This is a genomic window from Enterobacter asburiae (assembly GCF_008080435.1).
GTDB lineage: Bacteria > Pseudomonadota > Gammaproteobacteria > Enterobacterales > Enterobacteriaceae > Enterobacter > Enterobacter asburiae_C.
Genome location: NZ_VRKN01000008.1, coordinates 101,831 through 122,947 on the forward strand (window position 1 = coordinate 101,831; position 21,117 = coordinate 122,947).

Annotated in this window: 20 protein-coding genes and 1 other RNA gene; 6 read left to right on the plus strand and 15 right to left on the minus strand. The window is 57.0% G+C overall.

Translation table 11 applies throughout. The features are described 5' to 3' along the window. Positions 1–29 precede the first annotated feature (29 nt). The 3 genes from FU672_RS16200 to yczE form a co-directional block, all read right to left on the minus strand. Positions 30–3,119, minus strand: a complete 3,090-nt coding sequence (locus tag FU672_RS16200; protein ID WP_148244035.1) for a beta-galactosidase — start codon at positions 3,117–3,119, stop codon at positions 30–32. 103 nt (positions 3,120–3,222) lie between these two features. Then, positions 3,223–4,293: a LacI family DNA-binding transcriptional regulator gene (locus FU672_RS16205; protein WP_148244037.1), complete on the minus strand. Its 1,071-nt coding sequence runs from the start codon at positions 4,291–4,293 to the stop codon at positions 3,223–3,225. A gap of 76 nt (positions 4,294–4,369) precedes the next feature. Next, positions 4,370–4,981, minus strand: a complete 612-nt coding sequence (yczE, locus tag FU672_RS16210) for a membrane protein YczE (RefSeq protein WP_148244038.1) — start codon at positions 4,979–4,981, stop codon at positions 4,370–4,372. 87 nt (positions 4,982–5,068) lie between these two features. On the opposite strand from yczE, the gene yczR reads away from it, so the two are divergent. Then, positions 5,069–6,490, plus strand: a complete 1,422-nt coding sequence (gene yczR / locus FU672_RS16215; RefSeq protein ID WP_148244040.1) for a MocR-like transcription factor YczR — start codon at positions 5,069–5,071, stop codon at positions 6,488–6,490. An 83-nt stretch (positions 6,491–6,573) separates the two neighbouring features. Here the strand turns inward: yczR and FU672_RS16220 are convergent, their stop codons facing one another. The 3 genes from FU672_RS16220 to ffs form a co-directional block, all read right to left on the minus strand. After that, on the minus strand, positions 6,574–6,789 hold the full coding sequence (locus FU672_RS16220; protein ID WP_008503298.1) for a hypothetical protein: 216 nt from the start codon (positions 6,787–6,789) through the stop codon (positions 6,574–6,576). Then, complete coding sequence (locus FU672_RS16225) at positions 6,786–7,037, minus strand: hypothetical protein (protein ID WP_023310587.1); 252 nt, start codon at positions 7,035–7,037, stop codon at positions 6,786–6,788. Before FU672_RS16225 ends, FU672_RS16220 begins: the two co-directional genes overlap by 4 nt. Positions 7,038–7,298: 261 nt before the next feature. After that, an RNA gene (gene ffs / locus FU672_RS16230) (signal recognition particle sRNA small type) lies at positions 7,299–7,395 on the minus strand. A gap of 170 nt (positions 7,396–7,565) precedes the next feature. Between ffs and FU672_RS16235 the strand changes: the two genes are divergently transcribed. Then, positions 7,566–7,877: an MGMT family protein gene (locus FU672_RS16235; RefSeq protein WP_148244041.1), complete on the plus strand. Its 312-nt coding sequence runs from the start codon at positions 7,566–7,568 to the stop codon at positions 7,875–7,877. A 33-nt stretch (positions 7,878–7,910) separates the two neighbouring features. On the opposite strand, the gene FU672_RS16240 is transcribed toward FU672_RS16235, so the two are convergent. Beyond that, the gene (locus FU672_RS16240; RefSeq protein ID WP_148244042.1) at positions 7,911–8,438 is read right to left on the minus strand and encodes a YbaY family lipoprotein; all 528 of its coding nucleotides are present in this window, start codon (positions 8,436–8,438) and stop codon (positions 7,911–7,913) included. Between the two features lie 200 nt (positions 8,439–8,638). Here FU672_RS16240 and tesB point away from each other — a divergent pair, with 200 nt between their 5' ends. Next, positions 8,639–9,499: an acyl-CoA thioesterase II gene (tesB, locus tag FU672_RS16245; RefSeq protein ID WP_148244043.1), complete on the plus strand. Its 861-nt coding sequence runs from the start codon at positions 8,639–8,641 to the stop codon at positions 9,497–9,499. 96 nt (positions 9,500–9,595) lie between these two features. Here tesB and amtB read toward each other — a convergent pair whose 3' ends face one another. The 5 genes from amtB to FU672_RS16270 form a co-directional block, all read right to left on the minus strand. After that, entirely contained in the window at positions 9,596–10,885 is a 1,290-nt protein-coding gene (gene amtB / locus FU672_RS16250; protein WP_148244044.1) for an ammonium transporter AmtB, read from the minus strand. Between the two features lie 35 nt (positions 10,886–10,920). Beyond that, positions 10,921–11,259, minus strand: coding sequence for a P-II family nitrogen regulator (gene glnK / locus FU672_RS16255; protein WP_008503304.1), 339 nt, complete (start codon positions 11,257–11,259; stop codon positions 10,921–10,923). A gap of 221 nt (positions 11,260–11,480) precedes the next feature. Then, positions 11,481–13,244, minus strand: coding sequence for a SmdB family multidrug efflux ABC transporter permease/ATP-binding protein (locus tag FU672_RS16260; RefSeq protein ID WP_148244100.1), 1,764 nt, complete (start codon positions 13,242–13,244; stop codon positions 11,481–11,483). Between the two features lie 10 nt (positions 13,245–13,254). Next, a complete protein-coding gene (locus FU672_RS16265; RefSeq protein WP_148244045.1) occupies positions 13,255–15,027 on the minus strand; it encodes a SmdA family multidrug ABC transporter permease/ATP-binding protein in 1,773 nt (590 codons plus the stop codon). 30 nt (positions 15,028–15,057) lie between these two features. Next, positions 15,058–15,516: an Lrp/AsnC family transcriptional regulator gene (locus FU672_RS16270; protein ID WP_023310581.1), complete on the minus strand. Its 459-nt coding sequence runs from the start codon at positions 15,514–15,516 to the stop codon at positions 15,058–15,060. Between the two features lie 115 nt (positions 15,517–15,631). On the opposite strand from FU672_RS16270, the gene FU672_RS16275 reads away from it, so the two are divergent. Beyond that, positions 15,632–16,678 (plus strand): PLP-dependent cysteine synthase family protein, encoded by a 1,047-nt coding sequence (locus FU672_RS16275; protein WP_148244046.1) that lies wholly within the window; start codon positions 15,632–15,634, stop codon positions 16,676–16,678. Positions 16,679–16,719: 41 nt separating this feature from the next. Here FU672_RS16275 and cof read toward each other — a convergent pair whose 3' ends face one another. Then, positions 16,720–17,538: an HMP-PP phosphatase gene (gene cof / locus FU672_RS16280; protein ID WP_032661517.1), complete on the minus strand. Its 819-nt coding sequence runs from the start codon at positions 17,536–17,538 to the stop codon at positions 16,720–16,722. A gap of 101 nt (positions 17,539–17,639) precedes the next feature. Between cof and FU672_RS16285 the strand changes: the two genes are divergently transcribed. Together FU672_RS16285 and queC are read left to right on the plus strand one after the other, a co-directional pair. Further along, positions 17,640–19,340 carry an SgrR family transcriptional regulator gene (locus FU672_RS16285; RefSeq protein WP_148244047.1) on the plus strand — a complete coding sequence of 567 codons (1,701 nt, stop codon included), beginning with the start codon at positions 17,640–17,642 and terminating at the stop codon, positions 19,338–19,340. Positions 19,341–19,406: 66 nt separating this feature from the next. Beyond that, entirely contained in the window at positions 19,407–20,102 is a 696-nt protein-coding gene (queC, locus tag FU672_RS16290; protein ID WP_148244048.1) for a 7-cyano-7-deazaguanine synthase QueC, read from the plus strand. 60 nt (positions 20,103–20,162) lie between these two features. Here queC and FU672_RS16295 read toward each other — a convergent pair whose 3' ends face one another. Together FU672_RS16295 and FU672_RS16300 are read right to left on the minus strand one after the other, a co-directional pair. Beyond that, positions 20,163–20,561 (minus strand): YbgC/FadM family acyl-CoA thioesterase, encoded by a 399-nt coding sequence (locus FU672_RS16295; RefSeq protein ID WP_148244049.1) that lies wholly within the window; start codon positions 20,559–20,561, stop codon positions 20,163–20,165. A 99-nt stretch (positions 20,562–20,660) separates the two neighbouring features. Beyond that, positions 20,661–21,041 (minus strand): helix-hairpin-helix domain-containing protein, encoded by a 381-nt coding sequence (locus FU672_RS16300; protein ID WP_148244050.1) that lies wholly within the window; start codon positions 21,039–21,041, stop codon positions 20,661–20,663. Positions 21,042–21,117 lie beyond the last annotated feature (76 nt).

The following is a 21,117-nucleotide window of genomic DNA, read 5'->3' on the forward strand; positions in this document are numbered from 1 at the left end:
CACGCCCGGTGGCCGCATCTCCTGGGCAGTTAAGGCTTCTGCTGCCAGCTGAAGGTATAGCGAAGCTGGCGTTTCTGCAGGATGAATTCCGGCGAGACGCTGGGGCTCCAGGAATCGTCGCCGCCGACGCCCATATGGAACGCATCGAGATTGAGCCAGCATCCCGGCTCTTCCCGCAGCAGATGATGATGGGTTGTCTCTCGCAGCTGCTGCTGGCTATAGCGGCTCACCGAGAAATGGAATCGGCCGTTCAGCTGATGCATTCCCAGCACCAGCTTGCGGGTATCGCAGCGCAAACCATTTTCCGTCGGGAAGATATACGGCGTGTGCATGGCCCCGAGAGGTAATGTCCAGCGCCCCTGCTGCGCCGCCAGCTTTCTGTCCGGGTAGTTTTCATGTGGCCCCAGCCCCAGCCAGTGAACGTTTTCCGGCGTTTCGGCGAGATGAACGCTTAGGCCAACGCGCGCAGGTTCAGGGATATTAGACGCAACATCAATCTGAATATCGCCATGCAGAACGCCCCGATCGTCCACCCGCCAGACTTTACGGCTCATGAACAGGGCTTTGCCGCGATACTCAAGCGCGTGCTGGGTTGTGACCACCACGTCGCCTGCGTGCTGCTGTGCCTCACAATGCAGAACGCGCGAGGTGAGATCGTACATGCCCGCCGCTTTCCAGCGTTCAACCCAGGCATTCGGATCGATCTGCGTCGCTTCACTCACGCCAATGTCGTTATCCAGCGGCGCGCGGCTGACGTTATCCGTCAGAGGTGAAAGGAGCGTTTCAACACCATTTCGCCACCATTGGGTCAGGTGTCCGGATGCGCGATCGAACTGCCAGCGCTGTTGACGATGGGTGATCTCCAGGATGCGATCGCTTTGCGTTAACACCGGAGGCTCACCCGCCGGGACAGGCGGAGCAATAAAGAGTGGAGCCGGAAGCGGCCACTGCTCCCACGCGCAGCGATGGTCTGCCGGTGACCACGGCGTTGCCCGCGGCTGGCGTACTTCAACGTTCAGCCAGACCTCACCCGGTTCGGCCTCTAACTCCGGCAGGGCGATCTCCAGACGCTGAGTACCTTCAGGCGCCATCGCCAGCGTCACCTCGCCCGCAGCGAGCACGTCCCCGTCACGGGCAACCGTCCAGTTCAGCACTTCGTTATCGGTATGGCGGAACAGGTAACCGCTTTGTATCTCAATCACCAACGGAGAGGTACTGACCCGCGTAAAGGTAAAGAACTGCTGGGCGCGCTGCGCCTCGTACAGCGCGGGATGTGGCGTGCGATCGGGGAATACCAGCCCGTTAAGACAGAACTGCCGGTCGTTCGGTTTATCACCAAAGTCTCCGCCGTACGCCCAGAACGTATTGCCATCTTCGTCCTGTTTCGTCAGGGCCTGATCGACCCAGTCCCAGACAAACCCACCCTGCAGGCGAGGATGATTGCGAAACGCCTGCCAGTATTTCGCAAACCCACCGAAGCTATTCCCCATCGCGTGGGCGTATTCACAGAGGATCAGCGGACGCGTTTCGTCCGGCATGCCGATCCATTTTTTGATTGACCATTTAGGCACTGCCGGGAACGGCTGATCCTGATCGACCCGGGCGTACATCGGACAAACAATATCGGTCGCCGCCGTGTTCGCGCCGCCGCCTTCATACTGCACCGGGCGCGTCGGATCCGTGGACTTCAGCCAGCGATACAATGCATCGTGGTTTGCGCCGTGGCCGGACTCATTGCCCAGCGACCAGATGATAATTGAGGGGTGATTACGATCGCGCTGCACCATGCGGGTCACGCGCTCGCTCATGGCGGGCAGCCAGCGCGGATCGTCAGCAAGGCGACTCATCGGCACCATGCCGTGGGTTTCGATATTGGCTTCGTCAACGACATACAGCCCGTAGCGATCGCAAAGCTGATACCACAGCGGATGGTTCGGGTAGTGCGAGCAGCGCACGGCGTTGAAATTGTGCTGCTTCATGATTTCGATATCGCGACGCATGGTCGCTTCGTCCATCACCTGGCCGTTTTCCGGGTGATGCTCGTGCCGGTTGACCCCGCGGATCAGCAGCGGTTTACCGTTAAGCTTCAGCAGGCCATTGCTGATGTCAACGCGGCGGAAGCCCACGTCGCACGCCTCAATCTCGATAACCTCACCCTGCGGGTTATGAAGCGCCATCGTCAGGCGATACAGTTCTGGCGTTTCCGCACTCCAGAGCGCGGGGGATACGACGGGAATCGTTGCCGTTAGCCGCTCGGCCCAGCTGCCACGTTCGTCAACAATGGCAGACCCCGGTTGCCGGGATACGCTGGCGCATTTTTCCCCCTTGCGCCACAGGGTGAAAGCCACCTCGCAGTCCGCAACGTCAGCGCCTGCCAGCGTGACATCAACCTTCAGCACCGCGCGGTCCAGTTCCGCATTCAGGTCCGTCACTACGTGATAATCGGCAATCTGGGTATCGGGTTTATGCAGCAAGGACACATCGCGGAAGATACCGCTCATGCGCCACATGTCCTGATCTTCCAGATAGCTGCCGTCACACCAGCGCAATACCATGACCGCCAGGCGGTTCTGCCCGGGGCGTAATGCCGCCGAGAGGTCAAATTCGGCAGGCAACCGGCTGTCCTGGGAATAGCCCATCCACTGTCCGTTGCACCAGAGATGGAACGCCGAGTTCACGCCATCAAAGATAATGCGGGTCTGCCCGCTCAGAAGCCAGGCGTCATCCACCTCAAATGTGAGCGAGTAACAACCGGTCGGGTTTTCCTGCGGCACAAAAGGTGGGGTAACGGGGATGGGATAGGTGACATTGGTGTAGATGGGCGTGTCGAACCCCTGCATCTGCCAGTTAGACGGCACGGGCATCGCGACGGCATCCGCGCAATCTTCAGTCACCCATGTCTGAGGAACCTGCTCCGGCGCGGTAAAGTAGCTAAACCACCATACTCCGTTGAGAGAGTGTCTGCTGATGGATCCAGCGTCATCTCTGGCCGAAGGCTCATTGCGCCAGCTGTGCAACGGCGCGTGTGCGGCCAGACGGTTCCACTGGGTAACTACGGGGTTTTCCCAGTCCCGACGGGCCAGGATTGCGCTGAGGGTCAGCGGTGAAGTGGTGGACATAGTAACCTCTTTGCGAAGCGCTCACAATTTTGGTTAACATGCCCTGGCACTCTGCGACGGTAAAGCGTTCAATCGCAGGGTAGCGAGTCAGATCACAAAAGTCTTATTTGCGGGCAAGCTGCTCGGCCAGGAGTGCCAGGCTTCTGAGCTGCTGCGCCAGATCCTCGCGTTCAGCCTGCTGCGGCGCGCGGCGTGCGCTGGAATGACGGGTAACCAGCGTAACCGGCAATTGAACCTGCCAGCACGCCTCGTCCCCGGTGGGAGCCAGCAGCCACTCCACGCTGCGTTCACCCGCCTCGCGAAACGCCTGGCGAATGGTCGTCAGTGGCGGAGAAAACCAGGCGCTGTCAGCCGTATCGTCGAACCCGACCACCGATATCTGGCCCGGAATCGCAACCCCTTTTTCCGCGCAGGCGCGCATCACCCCGAGCGCCATTTGATCGTTCGCCACCAGAATCGCGTCCGGTAATGTCGCCGCAGACAATAGCAAATGTCCCTTCTCATAACCGCTGGCCGCACTCCAGTCACCGCAGGCCGCCGCAACGGCTTCAAGCCCGGCGAATGTCAGAGCGGCTTTCCATCCCGCCAGACGCGCCCGTGCAGAGACCGAGCTTTCCGGCCCGCTCAGCAGGGCAATGCGCTGATGCCCCAGCGAAAGCAGATGCTCAACGCCCAGATGCGCCCCCTGCTCTGCGTTAAACACGAGACTGTTTACCTGCGCTGAGGGCGATACATCGAGGAATAGCACCGGAACAGGCGACGCCAGCGCCCTGAGCTCTTCGGCGTACGGATCGTCAAGCGGCACATTCACCAGCAGCGCCTCCACCCGCTGTGCCAGCAGCGCCTGAAGCGCGGCCTGACACTGCCGGGGATGCTCCACCATGGAGATAAGGACGCTCGTCCCCTGTTCCGCCGCACGCGATTTTACCGCCGACACAATTTGCGAAGGCGCGTGCAGGGCCAGGTCGGTAGTGATGAGACCCAGCGTACGGGTGCGTTTACCCGCCAGCTGCTGTGCCCGAAGGTTTGGAACGTAGTGCAGCTCCGCCATCGCCTGCTGCACCTTTTCTCGCGTGCGGGCAGACACATGTTCCGCGTTGTTAATGACGCGGGAAACGGTCTGATAAGAAACCCCCGCAAGGAGGGCGACATCATAGAGAGTGATAGCTTTCATGCATTCTGGCATCGCGTTTATCGTGCCCCTATTCTGGCACAGCGACACCGTTAAAACATGTGAGCGCTTCGCAAAATTAAACAACCCGCTCCGGCTGGGGTATTTCCTCAATGCGCGGCTTCTGGCGGAACCAGGGCAGACAGAGCTGAATAAGCGGGCCAATGGTCAGGGCATACAGTACGGTCCCCACTCCAAACGTGCCGCCAAGCACGCACCCAATCAGCAGGACGGACACCTCAATTGAGGTGCGCACGCTGCGAATGGACCACCCCAGACGGGCATGAATGCCGGTCATCAGGCCGTCGCGCGGGCCAGGCCCGAAACCGGCGCCGATGTACATGCTGGTCGCAATCGCGTTCATCACGATGCCCGACACCAGGAAAGCGATTCGAACGGGTAACGAATCCAGTTCCGGAATAAGTGCCATGCTGGCGTCCGCCGCCAGACCGATACAAATCACGTTGCTGATCGTGCCAAGACCAGGCATCTGACGCAGTGGGATCCACAGCAGCAGCACTGCTGCACCGACTAAAATGATTACCGTCCCGATAGTCATCCCCAGCTGCATCCCCACCCCAAGGTGAAAAACATCCCAGGGATCGACACCCAAATCGGAACGAATAAACATCGTGGTGGAAAGGCCATACAGTCCTAAACCGACATAGAGTTGTAGCAGACGACGTACCATTTTTTATCTTCTCCAGTGAACCAGGCTTTCATCCTGACCTAAAATGGCACTATGATTAATGTCCAGTTTTCAAATAGTGGACTGCATATGTCATCTCGTCGCTTCGGAAGCCAGTCTCTGGTACGCCTTTTAGGCCACTGGCAGCAAGCCTCATCCCGCACCCCGCTCTGGCGACAGCTGGCCGACGCGCTGCGTCTGTTAATCCTTGATGGACGTCTGGCCTTGAATACGCGGCTACCGGGGGAGCGTGAGCTGGCCTCTGCGCTGGACGTGAGCCGGACCACCATCAGCAGCGCCCTCGCCCACCTGCGCGAGGAGGGTTATCTTGAAAGCCGCCACGGCAGCGGGTCACGCGTGCTCCTCCCGGATACGCGTGCCGTTCCCACCCTTTCAGCGGCAAGTGCCGCACTGGATCTCTCTACTGCCGCCCTCAATGCCGGGCCAGAGATCCATCAGGCTTATGCCCATGCGCTCACGGCCATTACGCAGCATCTCTCGCTGACGGGCTACGATCAGCTAGGGCTGCCGACGTTGCGGGAGGCCATCGCTGCACGCTATACCGCGCGGGGTCTCCCCACCCGCGCAGACGAAGTGATGGTGGTCAATGGCGCCGTTAGCGGCTTTGCGCTGGTGCTGCGGATGATGACCGGGCCGGGGGATCGCGTCGTGGTTGATCATCCCACCTATCCGCTGGCGATTGCCGCCATTCAGGGAGCGCAGTGTCGGCCCGTGGGGGTGTCGCTGCCGGAAACCGGCTGGGATACGGATGGCTTCGCGGCCACGCTTGCCCAAACGGCGCCGCGCCTGGCGTATCTAATGCCTGATTTTCATAACCCCACCGGGCGCTGTATGGATATCGCAACCCGTCGGGCGATCACGGATATTGCAGCCCAAACCCGCACGACGCTGGTGGTGGATGAAACGATGGTGGATCTCTGGTTTGATGCGCCTCCCCCGCCACCGCTGGCCGCCTTTAACCCGCAGGCCACCGTCATCACCTTAGGCTCTGCCGGAAAAAGCTTCTGGGGAGGGCTGCGTCTCGGCTGGATCCGCGCCTCCTCGCGCACTATCGCTACGCTTGCCCAGACGCGGGATACCCTGGATTTAGGCTCGCCGTTGCTGGAACAGCTGGCGATGCAGTGGCTCATTAACAACAGCGAGACGTTTCTGCCAGCACGCCGGAAGATGCTGGCGGAACGACGCGATCGATGCGGTGAGCTGTTGCGCGAACATTTCCCGGACTGGAAATTCCATGAAGCGGAAGGCGGGCTCTCTTACTGGATAGAACTCCCGGGCATGCTGGCGACACAGCTTGCCGCGCGAGCTGAGATTCTGGGGATCAATCTGGGGACCGGTACGCGATTTGGTTTATCTGGCGCGTTTGACCGCTATTTACGGATGCCCTTCTCGCTCGATTCAACAGAGCTTGAGCAGGCGTTGCTGAGGATCAAACCGTTATGGCTCGCCCTGAATAAAAACGTGCCATCGTTAAAACGCAGCGTGATCTAATAATAAAATTTTTGAAGCAGATCATAAAAAATAAAAACTGCTGACTGTCACAGATACAGTCAGCAGTTTTCACCAGTCAGGAGTTAATGCTGAGCAGGAATAGGAAAACCTTTCAGTGAAATAACGAAGTTTTCACCGTCTTTCTTTATTTTTGCGCCGGTATCACACCAGTCAGACGCAATACGAAAGAACTCATCACTTCCGACATTCCAGCCAAGACGTACATGCTTCACGTAGCCTGAACGCAACAGATCGCAGGCCTCTTTGTAGTCACTGGCAGTTGACAGTTGTTGTTTCATTTTCTCTTCTTCAGAAGTTTGCGTAGAGCTTTGATTTCTTTAGGAGTAAAAGGAGAAACACTCTCTTCTTCCGTATGCTGATTATCAATATCCTCTTCCGATACTCCCGCCTCTTCTACTGCTTCGAACGCCAGCAGCAGCAGTTTCTCTGTCGTCACGCTTAAATTCTCGTTATTGACTTCCGCATAGTGGCGAAGTCTTTCTTTTAGCGCGTCATCAATCTTAACGTTTAATACCGCTGTAGCCATGTTTGTCACTTCCCTTCGGAATAAGTACCTTATTTAATACACGAAGTTAACAATGTTATCCAGATATATATTTTTTTGAGTTATGGAAGAAAATAACCGTCCAATTCTAAAATGACAGTCTATTATTACAAGTTTATGACAATAATATTTCAGTACAATGAAATATATATTACACGATATAGGCACAGTATTATTGTGGGATAGCGATTTAAGGGGAGAGGTAAAGCTGAAGAATCTTATAAGGCCACAAATGGGTGGGGGCCCTGCCAGCTACATCCCGGCACACACGTCGTCTGCCCTGGCTGCTTCCTTCCGGACCTGACCTGGTGAACAGAGTAGCGTTGCGGGAGAACCAACAGAGCCCCCATTGAGAGCGTTGATAACCAACGCGCTGGCGCATTATCCCTGTGCTAAGGCCCAATTGCAAGCGACCAGGAACCGGATGCTGGTTTCTTGCGCAAACAGGCGCAGCAATCATGAAGATCTTCGTTTACCATAGCTTTCCAGAAACTCCCCACAGGTGAAGGTATGGACGAACACGACTCCTTTCCACAGCGCGTATGGCAAATCGTGGCCTCAATCCCGGAAGGCTATGTCACCACCTATGGTGATGTCGCACGTCTTGCCGGTTCCCCGCGCGCGGCGCGACAGGTTGGAGGCGTCCTGAAACGGCTGCCGGAAGGAAGTACATTGCCCTGGCATCGGGTGGTGAATCGTCATGGCACCATTTCGCTCACCGGGCCGGATCTCCAGCGTCAGCGTCAGGCGTTACTTTCAGAGGGGGTGCAGGTGTCAAGGTCGGGTCAGATCGATTTGCAAAAGTTTCGCTGGGTGTACTGACCCCTCTCCCGGAGGAGAGGGGAAAGGCATACGTTACATCTGAGTCGGTGGGGTTGGCAGAGACGGCTGATTGGTCTGCGGCGCGACCGGTACTTCGGTCTGCTGCACCGGGACCAGGTTCAGGTCGATTTTAGTCCCACCATTGTTAATCGCTTCCTGGACCGTATCGGTGATAAAGACCAGCTTACCGTTGATGGTTACCGCTGCGCTCAGCAGGATACGGGCATTAGGCTGCACGTCCGACGGGTTATACGGCAACACGAAGCTAAACGGCGCCTGCTTGCCTTCAGTACGGACGGCGCGCTGAGCCACGACCTTCGACGGCGCGTCGGCCAGAGAAGCATCAGACAGCGTCACCGTTAATACCGCATCCGGCGGCAACGCAACTTTCTGTTTAATCCAGATGGTACCGGAAACGTTAGGCTGCTGAATGGATTGCTGCGAAAGGGTATTAATCCCGTTCGGGTCTGCTGCTGGCACTGGCACCTGGGCGCTCTTACCGGCACAGGCGGACAACGCCACCGCAATAGCTATACCACTTAGCATGGGCACGAGTTTCATTGAAGTCTCCTTATCAATGCACCAGCGGGATCGATCCCATCCGATGTCGTTTCAATCACATATCGTATTCAAGTGTGGCACAACTCACTGATTAATGCCTGAAATCGGCCCGATATTCAGATTATTCTACCCATCGGACCACTTTCATTTCTGCGTTATACTCTGCCTATCTTTCGCTACGGCGTTTATTGAGGACAACTATGAGTCAGGCACTGAACAATCTGCTGACATTACTGAATCTGGAAAAAATTGAGGAAGGACTCTTTCGCGGACAGAGCGAAGATCTCGGCTTACGCCAGGTCTTCGGGGGGCAAGTCGTTGGACAAGCGCTGTACGCTGCAAAGGAGACTGTCCCGGCAGACCGTCTGGTGCATTCGTTCCACAGCTACTTCTTACGCCCTGGCGATAGCGCGAAACCGATCGTGTATGACGTTGAGGTCCTGAGAGACGGCAACAGCTTCAGCGCTCGCCGCGTAGCGGCCATTCAGAACGGTAAGCCAATCTTTTACATGACCGCCTCTTTCCAGGCACCGGAACCCGGCTACGAGCATCAAAAAGTGATGCCGCCGGCACCCGCGCCTGACGATCTCAAATCTGAGACCGATATTGCCCGTGCGCTGTCGCATCTGCTTCCGCCGCAGGTCAAAGAGAAGTTTCTCTGCGATAAACCGCTGGAGATCCGCCCGGTTGAGTTCCATAACCCGATGAAAGGTCACCCCGCCGAGCCGAAGCGCCAGGTCTGGATCCGGGCTAACGGCACCGTGTCTGAGGACTTCCGCGTTCATCAGTATCTGCTGGGTTATGCGTCAGATTTCAACTTTCTGCCGGTGGCGCTGCAGCCGCACGGCGTCGGGTTCCTTGAAAAAGGGATGCAGGTCGCAACGATCGATCACTCCATGTGGTTCCACCGTCCCTTCAACATGAATGAGTGGCTGCTCTACAGCGTGGAGAGTACGTCAGCGTCGAGCGCTCGCGGGTTTGTGCGCGGGGAGTTTTATACCCAGGACGGCGTGCTGGTGGCTTCTACGGTGCAGGAAGGGGTGATGCGTAATCGCGGGTGATTGTGTGCGGCCTGATGCCCTCACCCTGGCCCTCTCCCACAGGGAGAGGGAATACACACTAAAAACGGCAACCTGAGGTTGCCGTTTTGCTGTTTATTAGGCGTTATACGCATTCTCACCGTGGCTGTTGACGTCCAGACCTTCGCGTTCCTGCTCTTCAGGGACACGCAGACCGACCGTCATGTCCGCCAGTTTGTAGCCAATGAAAGCGACAACGGCAGACCACACAACGGTGATAGCAATACTTTCCAGCTGTACCAGAAGCTGATGAACCATGGTGACGCCTTCAGCGTAGCCCACGCCACCCAGGGATTTCGCGGCAAAGATACCGGTCATGATACAGCCGACGATACCGCACACGCCGTGCACGCCAAACACATCGCATGGGTCATCAACGCGCAGCACACGTTTCAGTGCCGTCACGCCCCACAGACCTGCAAGACCTGCCACCAACCCCACCAGCAGCGCACCGCCTACGCCGACATAGCCACACGCTGGCGTGATGCCAACCAGACCGGCAATGGCACCCGAACAGGCACCCAGCAGGGAAGGTTTACCGCGTACGGCCCACTCGCCAAACACCCAGGAGAGGATCGCACCCGCCGTGGCCACAACGGTGTTCACAAAGGCCAGCGCGGCGATTTCGTTCGCTGCACTCGCTGAGCCGGCGTTGAAGCCAAACCAGCCAAAGTAGAGGATAGCCGTACCGGTAAACACCATCGGCAGGTTGTGCGGTTTAAACGCTTCTTTACCGAAGCCCACGCGTTTGCCAATCAGATAGGCGCCCACCAGGCCCGCTACCGCGGCGTTGATGTGTACAACGGTACCGCCCGCGAAGTCCAGCGCACCGTGCGCTGCCAGCAGACCGCCACCCCAGACCATGTGCGCAATCGGCACATAGGAGAGCGTCAGCCAGACCACCACGAAGATCAGGACGGCAGAGAAACGAATACGCTCGGCGAGCGCACCCACAATCAGCCCGACGGTAATACAGGCGAAGGAGCCCTGGAACGCAACGTGGATATACTGATAGAAACTGCCCATCAGCGCGGTCAGCTCAATATTTTTCAGCATCACCCAGTCGAAGTTACCAAAGAACGCGTTGCCCGTGCCGAACGCCAGCGAGTAACCGTAAACCACCCACAGCACGCAGACCAGTGCGAACGTCACGGCAACCTGCGTCAGCATGGAGAGAACGTTTTTGCCACGGATCAGGCCGCCGTAGAACAGCGCAATGCCCGGAATTGACATGAACAGCACCAGCGCGGTGCTGATCATCATAAAGGCGTTATCGGCTTTGTCGACCACCGCAGGGGTAGCAGCCAGCGCCAGGCCCGGCAGCAGCGCCAGCGAACCCAGACCCGTTTTGAGTGTTGCTATCTTCATTTTCTCGATCCCTATCACTGTGTGCCAGGCGTTATTTACAGAGCCGCTTCGTCAGATTCGCCGGTACGGATGCGAATGACGCGCTGCAGTTCGGCAACGAAAATTTTGCCGTCGCCAATTTTGCCGGTATAGGCCGCTTTGCTAATGACATCAATGACTTCATCAAGCTGATCGTCAGCAATCGCGACATCAATTTTTACTTTTGGCAGAAAGTTAACGCTGTATTCCGCCCCGCGATAAAGCTCGGCATGACCCTTCTGACGACCAAAGCCTTTCACTTCGGTGACAGTCAGTCCCTGAATACCCATTGAAGACAACGCTTCACGCACGTCTTCGAGTTTGAATGGTTTGATTACAACCGTAACCAGCTTCATAGATCCCCTCCAGTCAGAATTCGGTAATGGCCGTAGCTTACGCAGAAGGTATTGCAAGGGGTGTGCCAGAAATGAAAACGAGAGGGGAACAGCGATGCGATGAGCGTTACACGGTTCTGTTAAACGCCCAGGTGAAAAAAAACGCACCATGCCGGTGCAGGGTGCGTTTCAGTTTTGCACCAACAGGAATGACTGTTAGCGCGCCGCCTCATTTTAGTGCATCAGGCGCTAAGCGACTCTTCATCACGCACGCTGGCCGCCAGCTCTTCGCCCGCCAGCTGCAGCTGGTACATCTGCCAGTAGCGCCCTTTTGCTTCCAGCAGTTCACGGTGCGTACCGCGTTCAACGGCCTGTCCGCGATGTAGCACCAGAATGGTATCCGCATCGACGATGGTGGAAAGACGGTGGGCAATCACCACCAGCGTCGTATGGTCGCGTACCGCGTCCAGCGCCTGCTGGATGGCCTGCTCGGTGCCGGAATCAATACTGGCCGTTGCTTCATCCAGAATCAGTATCTGCGGCGTTTCAATCAGGACGCGCGCCAGCGCCAGGAGCTGCTTTTGCCCGACGGAGAGATTGTTCCCCTGCTCGCCCAGTTTGGTATTGATCCCGTCACTAAACCCGCGTGCCAGCTCTGCCAGCTGCACTTTTTCCAACACGTCCCAGACCTGCTGCTGGGTGTAATCTCGCCCCAGGGTCACATTGGCGAAGAAGGTATCGGCCATTACGACCGGATCCTGCTGCACCATCGCAACGCCTTTGCGTAACACAGTGTGGCTGAGGGACGCGAGCGGGCGCCCGTCGAGACGGATTTCACCTTGCGTGACCGGGTAATAGCCCATCAACAGGCTGGCAAGGGTGCTCTTACCGCTACCGGTATGCCCCACCAGCGCCACGAAACCGCGTGATGGAACGTCAAGCGTGATGTCCTGCAACACCAGCCTGTCTTCGCGATAGGCAAACGAGACGTTATCAAAGGCAATAGTCCCGCTTTGCAGAGGTCGCTCATCATTGCCGTAGGCCTGGCGTGGCCTGTCCATCAACTCAAACACGCGCTCACCGGCGACGACCGCCTGTTGCAGCATCGATTGCTGGGTGGTGAGCTCGATCAACGGCTCGTTAAGGCGTCCCAGATAGCTAATAAAGGCGTACAGCACGCCCACTTCAATCGTACCGTTTGAGCTGAGGCCAAAGAGCATCAGCAACCCGCAAAGCACCAGCGCAGAGAAAAGGCTCAGCAGCGGACGCAGCAGGAAGCCATCAAGCCGCAGCGTCTGCATACGCGCTATATAGTGCGAACGGCTGGCTTCACCCATGCGTTCGCCAAAGCGCGCCTGCTGGCGGAACTGCTGGATGACGCTCATGCCGTTGATCACTTCGTTGAAGCCATCATTGATGTCGGCCAGGTAAGCGCGCACCCGACGTACAATCGGCGTGCTGTAGCGCTGGTAAATGACCATGACAATCAGGACCGCCGGGAAGATAGCGATCGCCACCAGCGCCATGCGCCAGTTGAGACTGAACATCGCCACCAGCATCGCACCAATCAGCGCTGCGCTGCGCAGTACGGTTGCCACCACGGTAACGTACAGATCGCGGATCACCTCGGTATCGTTGGTCACGCGCGAAATCACCTGCCCGACAGGCTGGATATCAAACTCGCTGAGCGGCTGGCGAAGCGCCGCGTCCATCACATCCGTACGCAGCTGCTGAACAACGCCCACGGCTGCGCGGTTAAACAGCAGCGACTGAGCATAGTGCAACCCTGCTGCCGTCAGCTGTAAGCCAACGTAGGCCACCCCTAAGCCCGCCACCAGCCCCAGCGGCAGATAGCTTTTGGCGACCATATTGTCGATGAAGTAGCTAATGAGCAGTGGACCGCTCACTTCAGCAATCGCCGCAATCCAGAGTAAAAGCACGGCCACCGAGAGCGGTTTACGCCACGGCGAGCCGTAGGCCAGCAGACGTTTGAGCGTCGGCCACATCGTTCCGAGCTTACGCACTGGCGGCCTCCTCATCCTGTTCTGGCGCATCGTCCAGCGCCGCTTCAAGCTGTTGATAGCGGTACATATCACGATACCAGCCCGGCTGCTCGGCAAGCGTTTCATGCTGCCCGCGCTGGGCAATGTGTCCGTGCTGCAATACCAGAATTTCGCTGGCTTCGGTGAGCGCTGACAAACGGTGGGCGCTGATAATCACCGTGCGTCCATCGCCCCACTGGCGCAGATTATGCAGAATCTGATGCTCGGTACGGCCGTCCACGGCGGAAAGCGCATCATCCAGGATCAGGATTTCAGCATTCAGCAGCAGCGCGCGGGCAATGGAGATACGCTGTTTTTGTCCTCCGGACAGCATGACGCCGCGTTCCCCAACTTCCGTTTCGTAGCCCTGCGGCAACCGCAAAATATCATCATGTACGCTGGCCAAACGCGCCACATGTTCAATCTCTTCCTGCGTCGCCGCAGGGCGTCCCAGGGCAATGTTGTTCGCCACGGTGTCCGAAAATAAAAACGGCGTCTGGCTGACGACCGCCAGGCGACCACGCCACTCATCCAGCAGCAGTCTGGTCAGAGGAATATCGTGGAAGCGGATATCGCCCTCGGTGACGTCAAAGTGGCGCTGAAGCAGAGAGAGCACGGTACTTTTGCCGGATCCCGTCGGGCCGCAGATGCCCAGCATCTGCCCTGGTTGCAGCGAAAAGCTGACGTTCTCCAGTACCGGATGCGCCGTATGCGGATAGATAAACTGATGGACGTCGACAGTCATGACGCCGCGCCCTTCAGGTACGGATTCGCTACCGTCAATGACCACCGGCGCTTCGGACAGCATGGCGCGAATGCGGCTATAGGCGGCACTGCCGCGCTCCACGATGTTAAACATCCAGGCCAGCGCCAGCATCGGCCAGATCATGAGCCCAAGATACATCGCAAAGCTGGTCAATTGCCCCAGGGTCAACGAGCCCTGCACCACCATCCAGCTTCCGCCACCAATCGCCAGCAGGTTTGCCATGCCAATCGCGATATAAATCGTCGGGTCAAAACGGGCGTCAATACGCGCGACGCGCATGTTCTTCGCCCCCGTGTCTGCCGCATCGGCCGCAAACAGCGCAGACTGTCGGTCTTCCAGGCCAAACGCTTTGATCATGCGGATGCTGGTCATGCTCTCCTGGGTGCGATCGTTCAGAGACGAAAACGCCGCCTGCGCCAGCTTAAAGCGCTCGTGCAGCTGTTCACCATAGCGATTGATCGCCAGCGCCATGATCGGCATCGGCAGCAGGGCGAGCAGGGTCAACTGCCAGCTGATCTGCGTGGACATCACGATCAGCACGGCACAGCCCATCACCAGCGAGTCCACCAGCGTCAGCACCCCTTCCCCGGCGGCAAAGACCACGCGATCGACGTCGTTAGTCGCGCGGGCGATGAGATCCCCGGTGCGATGGCGCAGATAAAATTCGGGATGCTGCCGGCTCAGCTGGCGGTAAAAATCTTCACGCAGCTCAACGGCCAGCTGATAGGACGCACCAAACAGCAGCACGCGCCAGACGTAGCGCAACAGATAAACAATGACGGCCGTCAGCACCAGCGTGCCGACCCACATCAACACCCGTGCGGTGGTGTAATGCTGTTCGGTGACGCCATCCACGACGTACCCCACCACTTTCGGCGGGATCAGCTGCAGGATGGCAATGATAATAAGCAGGCATACTGCGCCGAGGTAGCGTTGCCACTCCCGACGAAAGTACCAGCTTAGTTGGGCAAATAATCGCACGCGGTTTGTTCCTGAAGGTATTTTACGAAGTTATTCAATGGGTAATGCTGTGGTGTATTTAATCTGTTCCATGGCGAAGCTTGAAGTGACGTCCGACAAACCCGGTACGCTGTTCACCAGCCGCTTGTAGAAATCATCATAGCGCTTCATGTCGGCCACCTGGACGCGCATCAGGTAATCGTACTCTCCGGCCATACGCCAGAAACCGAGCACCTCGGGCATCTCCGACACCTGAGTGACGAAGCGGCAATACCACTCGCTGCTGTGATGCTGGGTTTTTATCAGCACAAATGCCGTCAACCCAAGACCCAGCTTTTCGGGATCTAACAACGCGACGCGCCCCAGAAGAATGCCGTCATCTTCCAGCTTCTTAAGGCGCTTCCAGCACGGGGTGGTGGTCAGATTAACGGCATCTGCCAGCGCCTGCAAAGAGAGGGTACAGTCATTTTGCAGCAATGAAAGGAGCTTGCGGTCAATTTTATCTAGCATACCCACCTCACAGAGAAAATTTTTCTCCCTTCATTCTATTTTAAAGGCCAGATAGCAACAATTTTTTCTGTGCTTTTCGCTATGCTAGGCACAAAATGACAAACGGATAACGACGATGAATAGCACCTGGGTTAAACATGCGATCAGCGAAATCAATGCCGACTATCAGCGCTCGGCGGATACGCACCTGATTCGCCTTTCCCTGCCGGGATTTGACGGCATTCAGCTCTATCTGAAAGATGAAAGCACTCATCCTACCGGTAGCCTGAAGCATCGCCTGGCGCGCTCACTGTTTTTATACGGTTTATGTAACGGCTGGATTAAAGAAGGCACCACCATCATTGAATCTTCCTCCGGTTCAACAGCGGTGTCCGAAGCCTATTTTGCCCGCCTGCTGGGCCTGCCATTTATCGCGGTGATGCCGTCCTGCACAGCAAAACGCAAAATCGAACAGATCGAATTTTACGGCGGTCGCTGCCACTTTGTGGAAAGCGCCTGCGAAATCTACGCCGCCTCCGAAATGCTGGCCCGTGAACTCAACGGCCACTATATGGACCAGTTCACCTTCGCCGAACGCGCAACGGACTGGCGTGGCAATAACAACATTGCCGACAGTATTTTCCGCCAGATGACCCACGAACCGCATCCGGTTCCGTCGTACATTGTCATGAGCGCCGGTACCGGCGGCACGTCAGCCACTATTGGACGCTACATCCGCTGTCAGGGCTACGACACCCAACTGATGGTGGTTGACCCGCAGAACTCCGTGTTCCTCGACTACTGGCAAAACCGCGATGCCGGTCTGCGCAGCCCGGTTGGCAGTAAAATTGAAGGGATTGGCCGCCCGCGCGTGGAGCCCTCTTTCATCCCCGATGTTGTGGATGAGATGATGCGCGTGCCGGATGCCGCAAGCGTGGCAACGGCGCACTGGCTGGAAACGCAATTGGGCCGCAAAGTGGGCGCATCGACGGGCACAAATATGTGGGGCGCACTGCAGCTTGCCGCACGTATGCGCGAAGAGAGTCGCACCGGTTCCATCGTCACGCTGCTGTGCGACAGCGGCGAGCGTTATCTCGAGACCTATTACAACGCGGAGTGGGTGCAGGCCAACATCGGCGATATCGCCCCGTGGAAGGCGCAGATTGCAAAGCTTGTGAAATAAAAAAAAGCCAGACCGAGGTCTGGCTTGCTGGAAGGGTCTCACTATTCGGGGGAATACGGGAGGTTGTTGTTGTCCAGCCAATGTGTCAAAAAATGGGACACTGCTTCATTGCGGCAGTGGCCAATAACCGGCAGATGGGGAAGTTCTGCTTTCAGCTGCGCCATCGCATTACCCATGATCAAACCGCGACCAACGCTACCCAGCATTTCGCGGTCGTTCATGGCGTCACCAAACGCCATACACTCCTGCAGCGTTAAGCCCAGGTGGTCGCTCAGAACCGCCAGAGCGGAACCTTTGTTACAGCCAACCGGCAGCACTTCCAGACAATCCACCGCCGAGAAGGTCAGGTGCGCCCGGTCGCCCAGCGCCTCATTCAGTTGAATCCGTAAGCGACAAAGATCGTCATGATCGCCGCAAAAGCAGATCTTAGTTACCGCATGGGCGGGGATCCGACGCAGATCGATAAGCTGGTATTTGAAGCCGCTGTAAACATGCGCGTGCAATAATTCCGGGATTTCACTTCCGGTAAACCAGCCGCGATCGTTAAAGACGTGGATACTGGCCTGCGTGTCCCAGGTACTGTGCAGCACGATGTCCGCTACTTCCGGGTTGAGATCCTGACGGTGCAGCACATCGCCTTCTACGGAGTGAATTCGCGTCCCGTTGCCGGTGATCAGAAAAGCGTCGAGGGAAAACGCCCCCAGCAAATGGCGCATTTCCAGCACATGGCGCCCGGTGGCAAATGTCAGGGTGACATTACGCTCGTGCAGGCGCTTCAGCGTGTTCAGGGTTTTTTCCCCTAAACGGTGGTCCGGCATTAACAGCGTACCGTCCATATCAAATGCAGCGAGCCGAGCCATGATTACTCCCGAAATGTGATGCGTTTAACTTGTGCATCAGTATCGTGTGAGATATACGGAAGTAATAGTGAATAGATGATAATTATTGTTCCGGGTTTCTTATGCGCCAGCTCAATCGACTCAATCAGTATCACCGCCTGTGGCAGCCTTCCCTGGGTGCAACACAACAGGTCACCATCGGCGAACTGGCCGCCCGCTGTTTTTGTAGCGAGCGGCATGTCCGAACGCTGCTGCGTCAGGCCCAGGAGGCGGGCTGGCTGAACTGGCGAGCGCAGTCTGGCCGCGGTAAGCGGGGTGAGCTGACGTTCCATGTCGCGCCGGAGTCACTGCGCAATGCGATGATGGAGGAGGCGCTGAAGAGCGGGCAGCAGCATAACGCGCTGGAACTGGCCCAGCTTGCACCCGCAGAATTACGATCATTGCTGCATCCGTTTTTGGGCGGGCAGTGGCAAAACGACACGCCGACGCTGCGCATCCCCTATTACCGCTCGCTGGATCCGCTTCAGCCGGGGTTTTTACCGGGCCGAGCGGAGCAGCATCTGGCAGGACAGGTATTCTCAGGTTTGACGCGTTTTCATGGCAACAGCAGTGAACCCACGGGCGATCTTGCTCATCACTGGGAAGTATCGAAGGACGGTTTGCACTGGCATTTTTATATTCGCTCCACCTTGCACTGGCATAACGGCGATAAAATCGAAACCGGACAGCTTCAGCAAAGCCTGGATGCGCTTTTTGCCTTGCCTGCCCTGCGTAAACTGTTCCAGAGCGTCTTACGCGTTGACGTTACCCATCCTCAGTGTCTGACCTTTACGCTGCACCAGCCGGATTACTGGCTGGCACACCGCCTGGCCACCTACTGTAGTCGGCTTGCACATCCCGAACAGCCTATGACGGGCAGCGGCCCCTTCCGACTCAGCGTGTATGACCCGGATCTGGTTCGTCTGGAAAGCCACGAACAATACCATCTCAGCCATCCGCTGCTTAAGGCTATCGAGTACTGGATAACACCGTCGCTGTTTGACTATGGGTTAGGTACCAGCTGTCGCCATCCGGTGCAGATTGCCATTGGCGAGCCGGATGAACTGGAGAGCCTGCGCCTGGTGACGAACAGCACCAGTCTGGGCTTTTGTTATCTCACCCTGAAGCAAAGCCCGCGCCTGAGCGAAATGCAGGCTCGACGGCTCATTAACATCATTCATCTCTCAACGCTTCTGCATACGCTTCCGCTCAATGAAGGGCTGATTACCCCGACAGAGGAGTTACTCCCCGGCTGGGCGATCCCTCAGTGGCCGGATTTAACACATGTCCCTCTGCCGAAGAAATTAACCCTGATTTATCATTTACCGGTTGAGTTACACACGATGGCGCGCCAGCTAAAACAGTACCTTGCACAACACGGCTGCGAGCTTACGGTGATCTTTTACGATGCGAAAACCTGGGACGGGTGCCAGCAACTGGCGGACGCGGACATCATGATGGGCGACAGGCTGATTGGCGAAGCGCCGGAATATACGCTTGAACAGTGGCTGCGCTGTGATGCCCTCTGGCCACACGTGATTAGCGCACCGCAATATGCTCATCTGCAGGCCACCCTGGATGCGGTACAGACCCAGGCCGACGAACAGGCCAGACATGCCGGGCTCAGGGCTATTTTCTCCCGGCTCATGGAAAAGGCGGTGATAACCCCCCTGTTCAATTATCAATACCAGATCAGCGCCCCGCCGGGGGTCAACGGTATACGTCTCAACACCCGCGGCTGGTTTGATTTTACCGAAGCCTGGCTGCCCGCGCCAAAATCATGAAGAAGCTGGTCGCCGTCGTGGTCAGACGGTAACATAACGTTTTTACCGTAACAGTCGAGATGATTTATGAAACGTGCCGTCGTCGTGTTCAGCGGAGGACAAGACTCTACTACCTGCCTGGTCCAGGCCCTTCATCAGTATGATGAAGTTCACTGTGTCACTTTCGATTATGGTCAGCGTCATCGCGCTGAAATCGACGTTGCCCGTGAACTTGCCCTGAAACTGGGCGCACGCGCGCACAAGGTGCTGGACGTTACGCTGTTAAATGAACTGGCCGTGAGCAGCCTCACCCGGGACAGTATTCCCGTCCCGGACTACGAACCCGGTGCCAGCGGCATTCCGAATACCTTCGTGCCGGGCCGTAATATCCTCTTCCTGACCCTGACGGCGATCTACGCCTACCAGGTAAAAGCCGAAGCGGTGATCACGGGCGTGTGCGAGACCGACTTCTCCGGCTACCCGGACTGTCGTGATGAGTTCGTGAAGGCGTTAAACCACGCCGTCAATCTGGGGATGGCGAAAGAGACGCGCTTTGAAACCCCGCTCATGTGGCTGGATAAAGCCGAAACCTGGGCGCTGGCGGACTACTGGGGCAAGCTGGACCTGGTTCGCAGCGAAACGCTCACCTGCTATAACGGTATCAAAGGCGACGGTTGCAGCCAGTGCGCGGCCTGTAATCTACGCGCTAACGGGTTGAACCACTACCTTGCCGATAAAGTCAGCGTGATGGCCGCGATGCAGAAAAAGACCGGGCTTAAATAGGGTTATTTGACCGTGCTGTCGCAAAACAGGTTTCGACAGCACGGTACGCCTTACCATGTCTTATACGATCATCAGCTCCAGCTTTTCCCGCAACTCCCCTTCCAGCGGCAGCGCTTTCTGCGTTTTGAGATCGATACAGACAAAGGTGATCAGCGCATCAGCCACCACCTGCCCTTCTGGATCGAGCGTCACCACCTGGCTTAACACCCCGCTTTTACCATTGATCTGTTGCACCTGGCTGGTCACCGTGAGCACATCACCCAGCACGGCCGGACGGCGATAGTTGATGTTGATATTGACGACCACGAACGCGATGTTGTGCGCGGTCAGCCACTGAAAGCTGTCGCTGTTTTCCAGCCCGTCCCAGCGCGCTTCTTCAAGAAACTCAAGATAGCGGGCATTGTTAACATGCTGGTAAACGTCGAGATGAAAACCGCGTACTTTGATTTTTGTCTGCATAGCGCAATAGCCTTTACTGTTATTGTAGGATGAGAGGTCATGACTGGTATGACCTCTTTATCCTGGCAAAATTTTGCCACAGTGCAAGAAATTGCGTAATTACAACGTCAGGTGTGAGAGGTTGCGCTCAACCAGCGCACTGCCCATACCCGGCACCTGTTTGAGATCGTCGACCGTTTTGAAAGGACCATACTCTTCGCGGTAGCTGACGATGGCCTGCGCTTTTTTCAGGCCGACACCATTCATCGCGCGGGCCAGATCTTCCGCAGAGGCCGAATTGATACTGACCCGCGTACCGTCATCATCCGCATTTTTACCGGCGTCAGTCGCTTTGGTTTGCCCTTGCACCGGCGCTGCCGCGTCGGACTTGCTCTGGGTAGTTTGTGTTTTGGCGGCGGGAGCCGACGCCATCGCCCCCGCACTCATCCCGGTGGTGGCAATAGCCAGGGTAATTAACAGTGCTTTGATTCCACATTTCATGCTGTTATCTCCTTGTTTGTTGACAGCCACGTCACGATAGCCGCCAGATAAAACCGGCACAAACAGCAGATTGCAG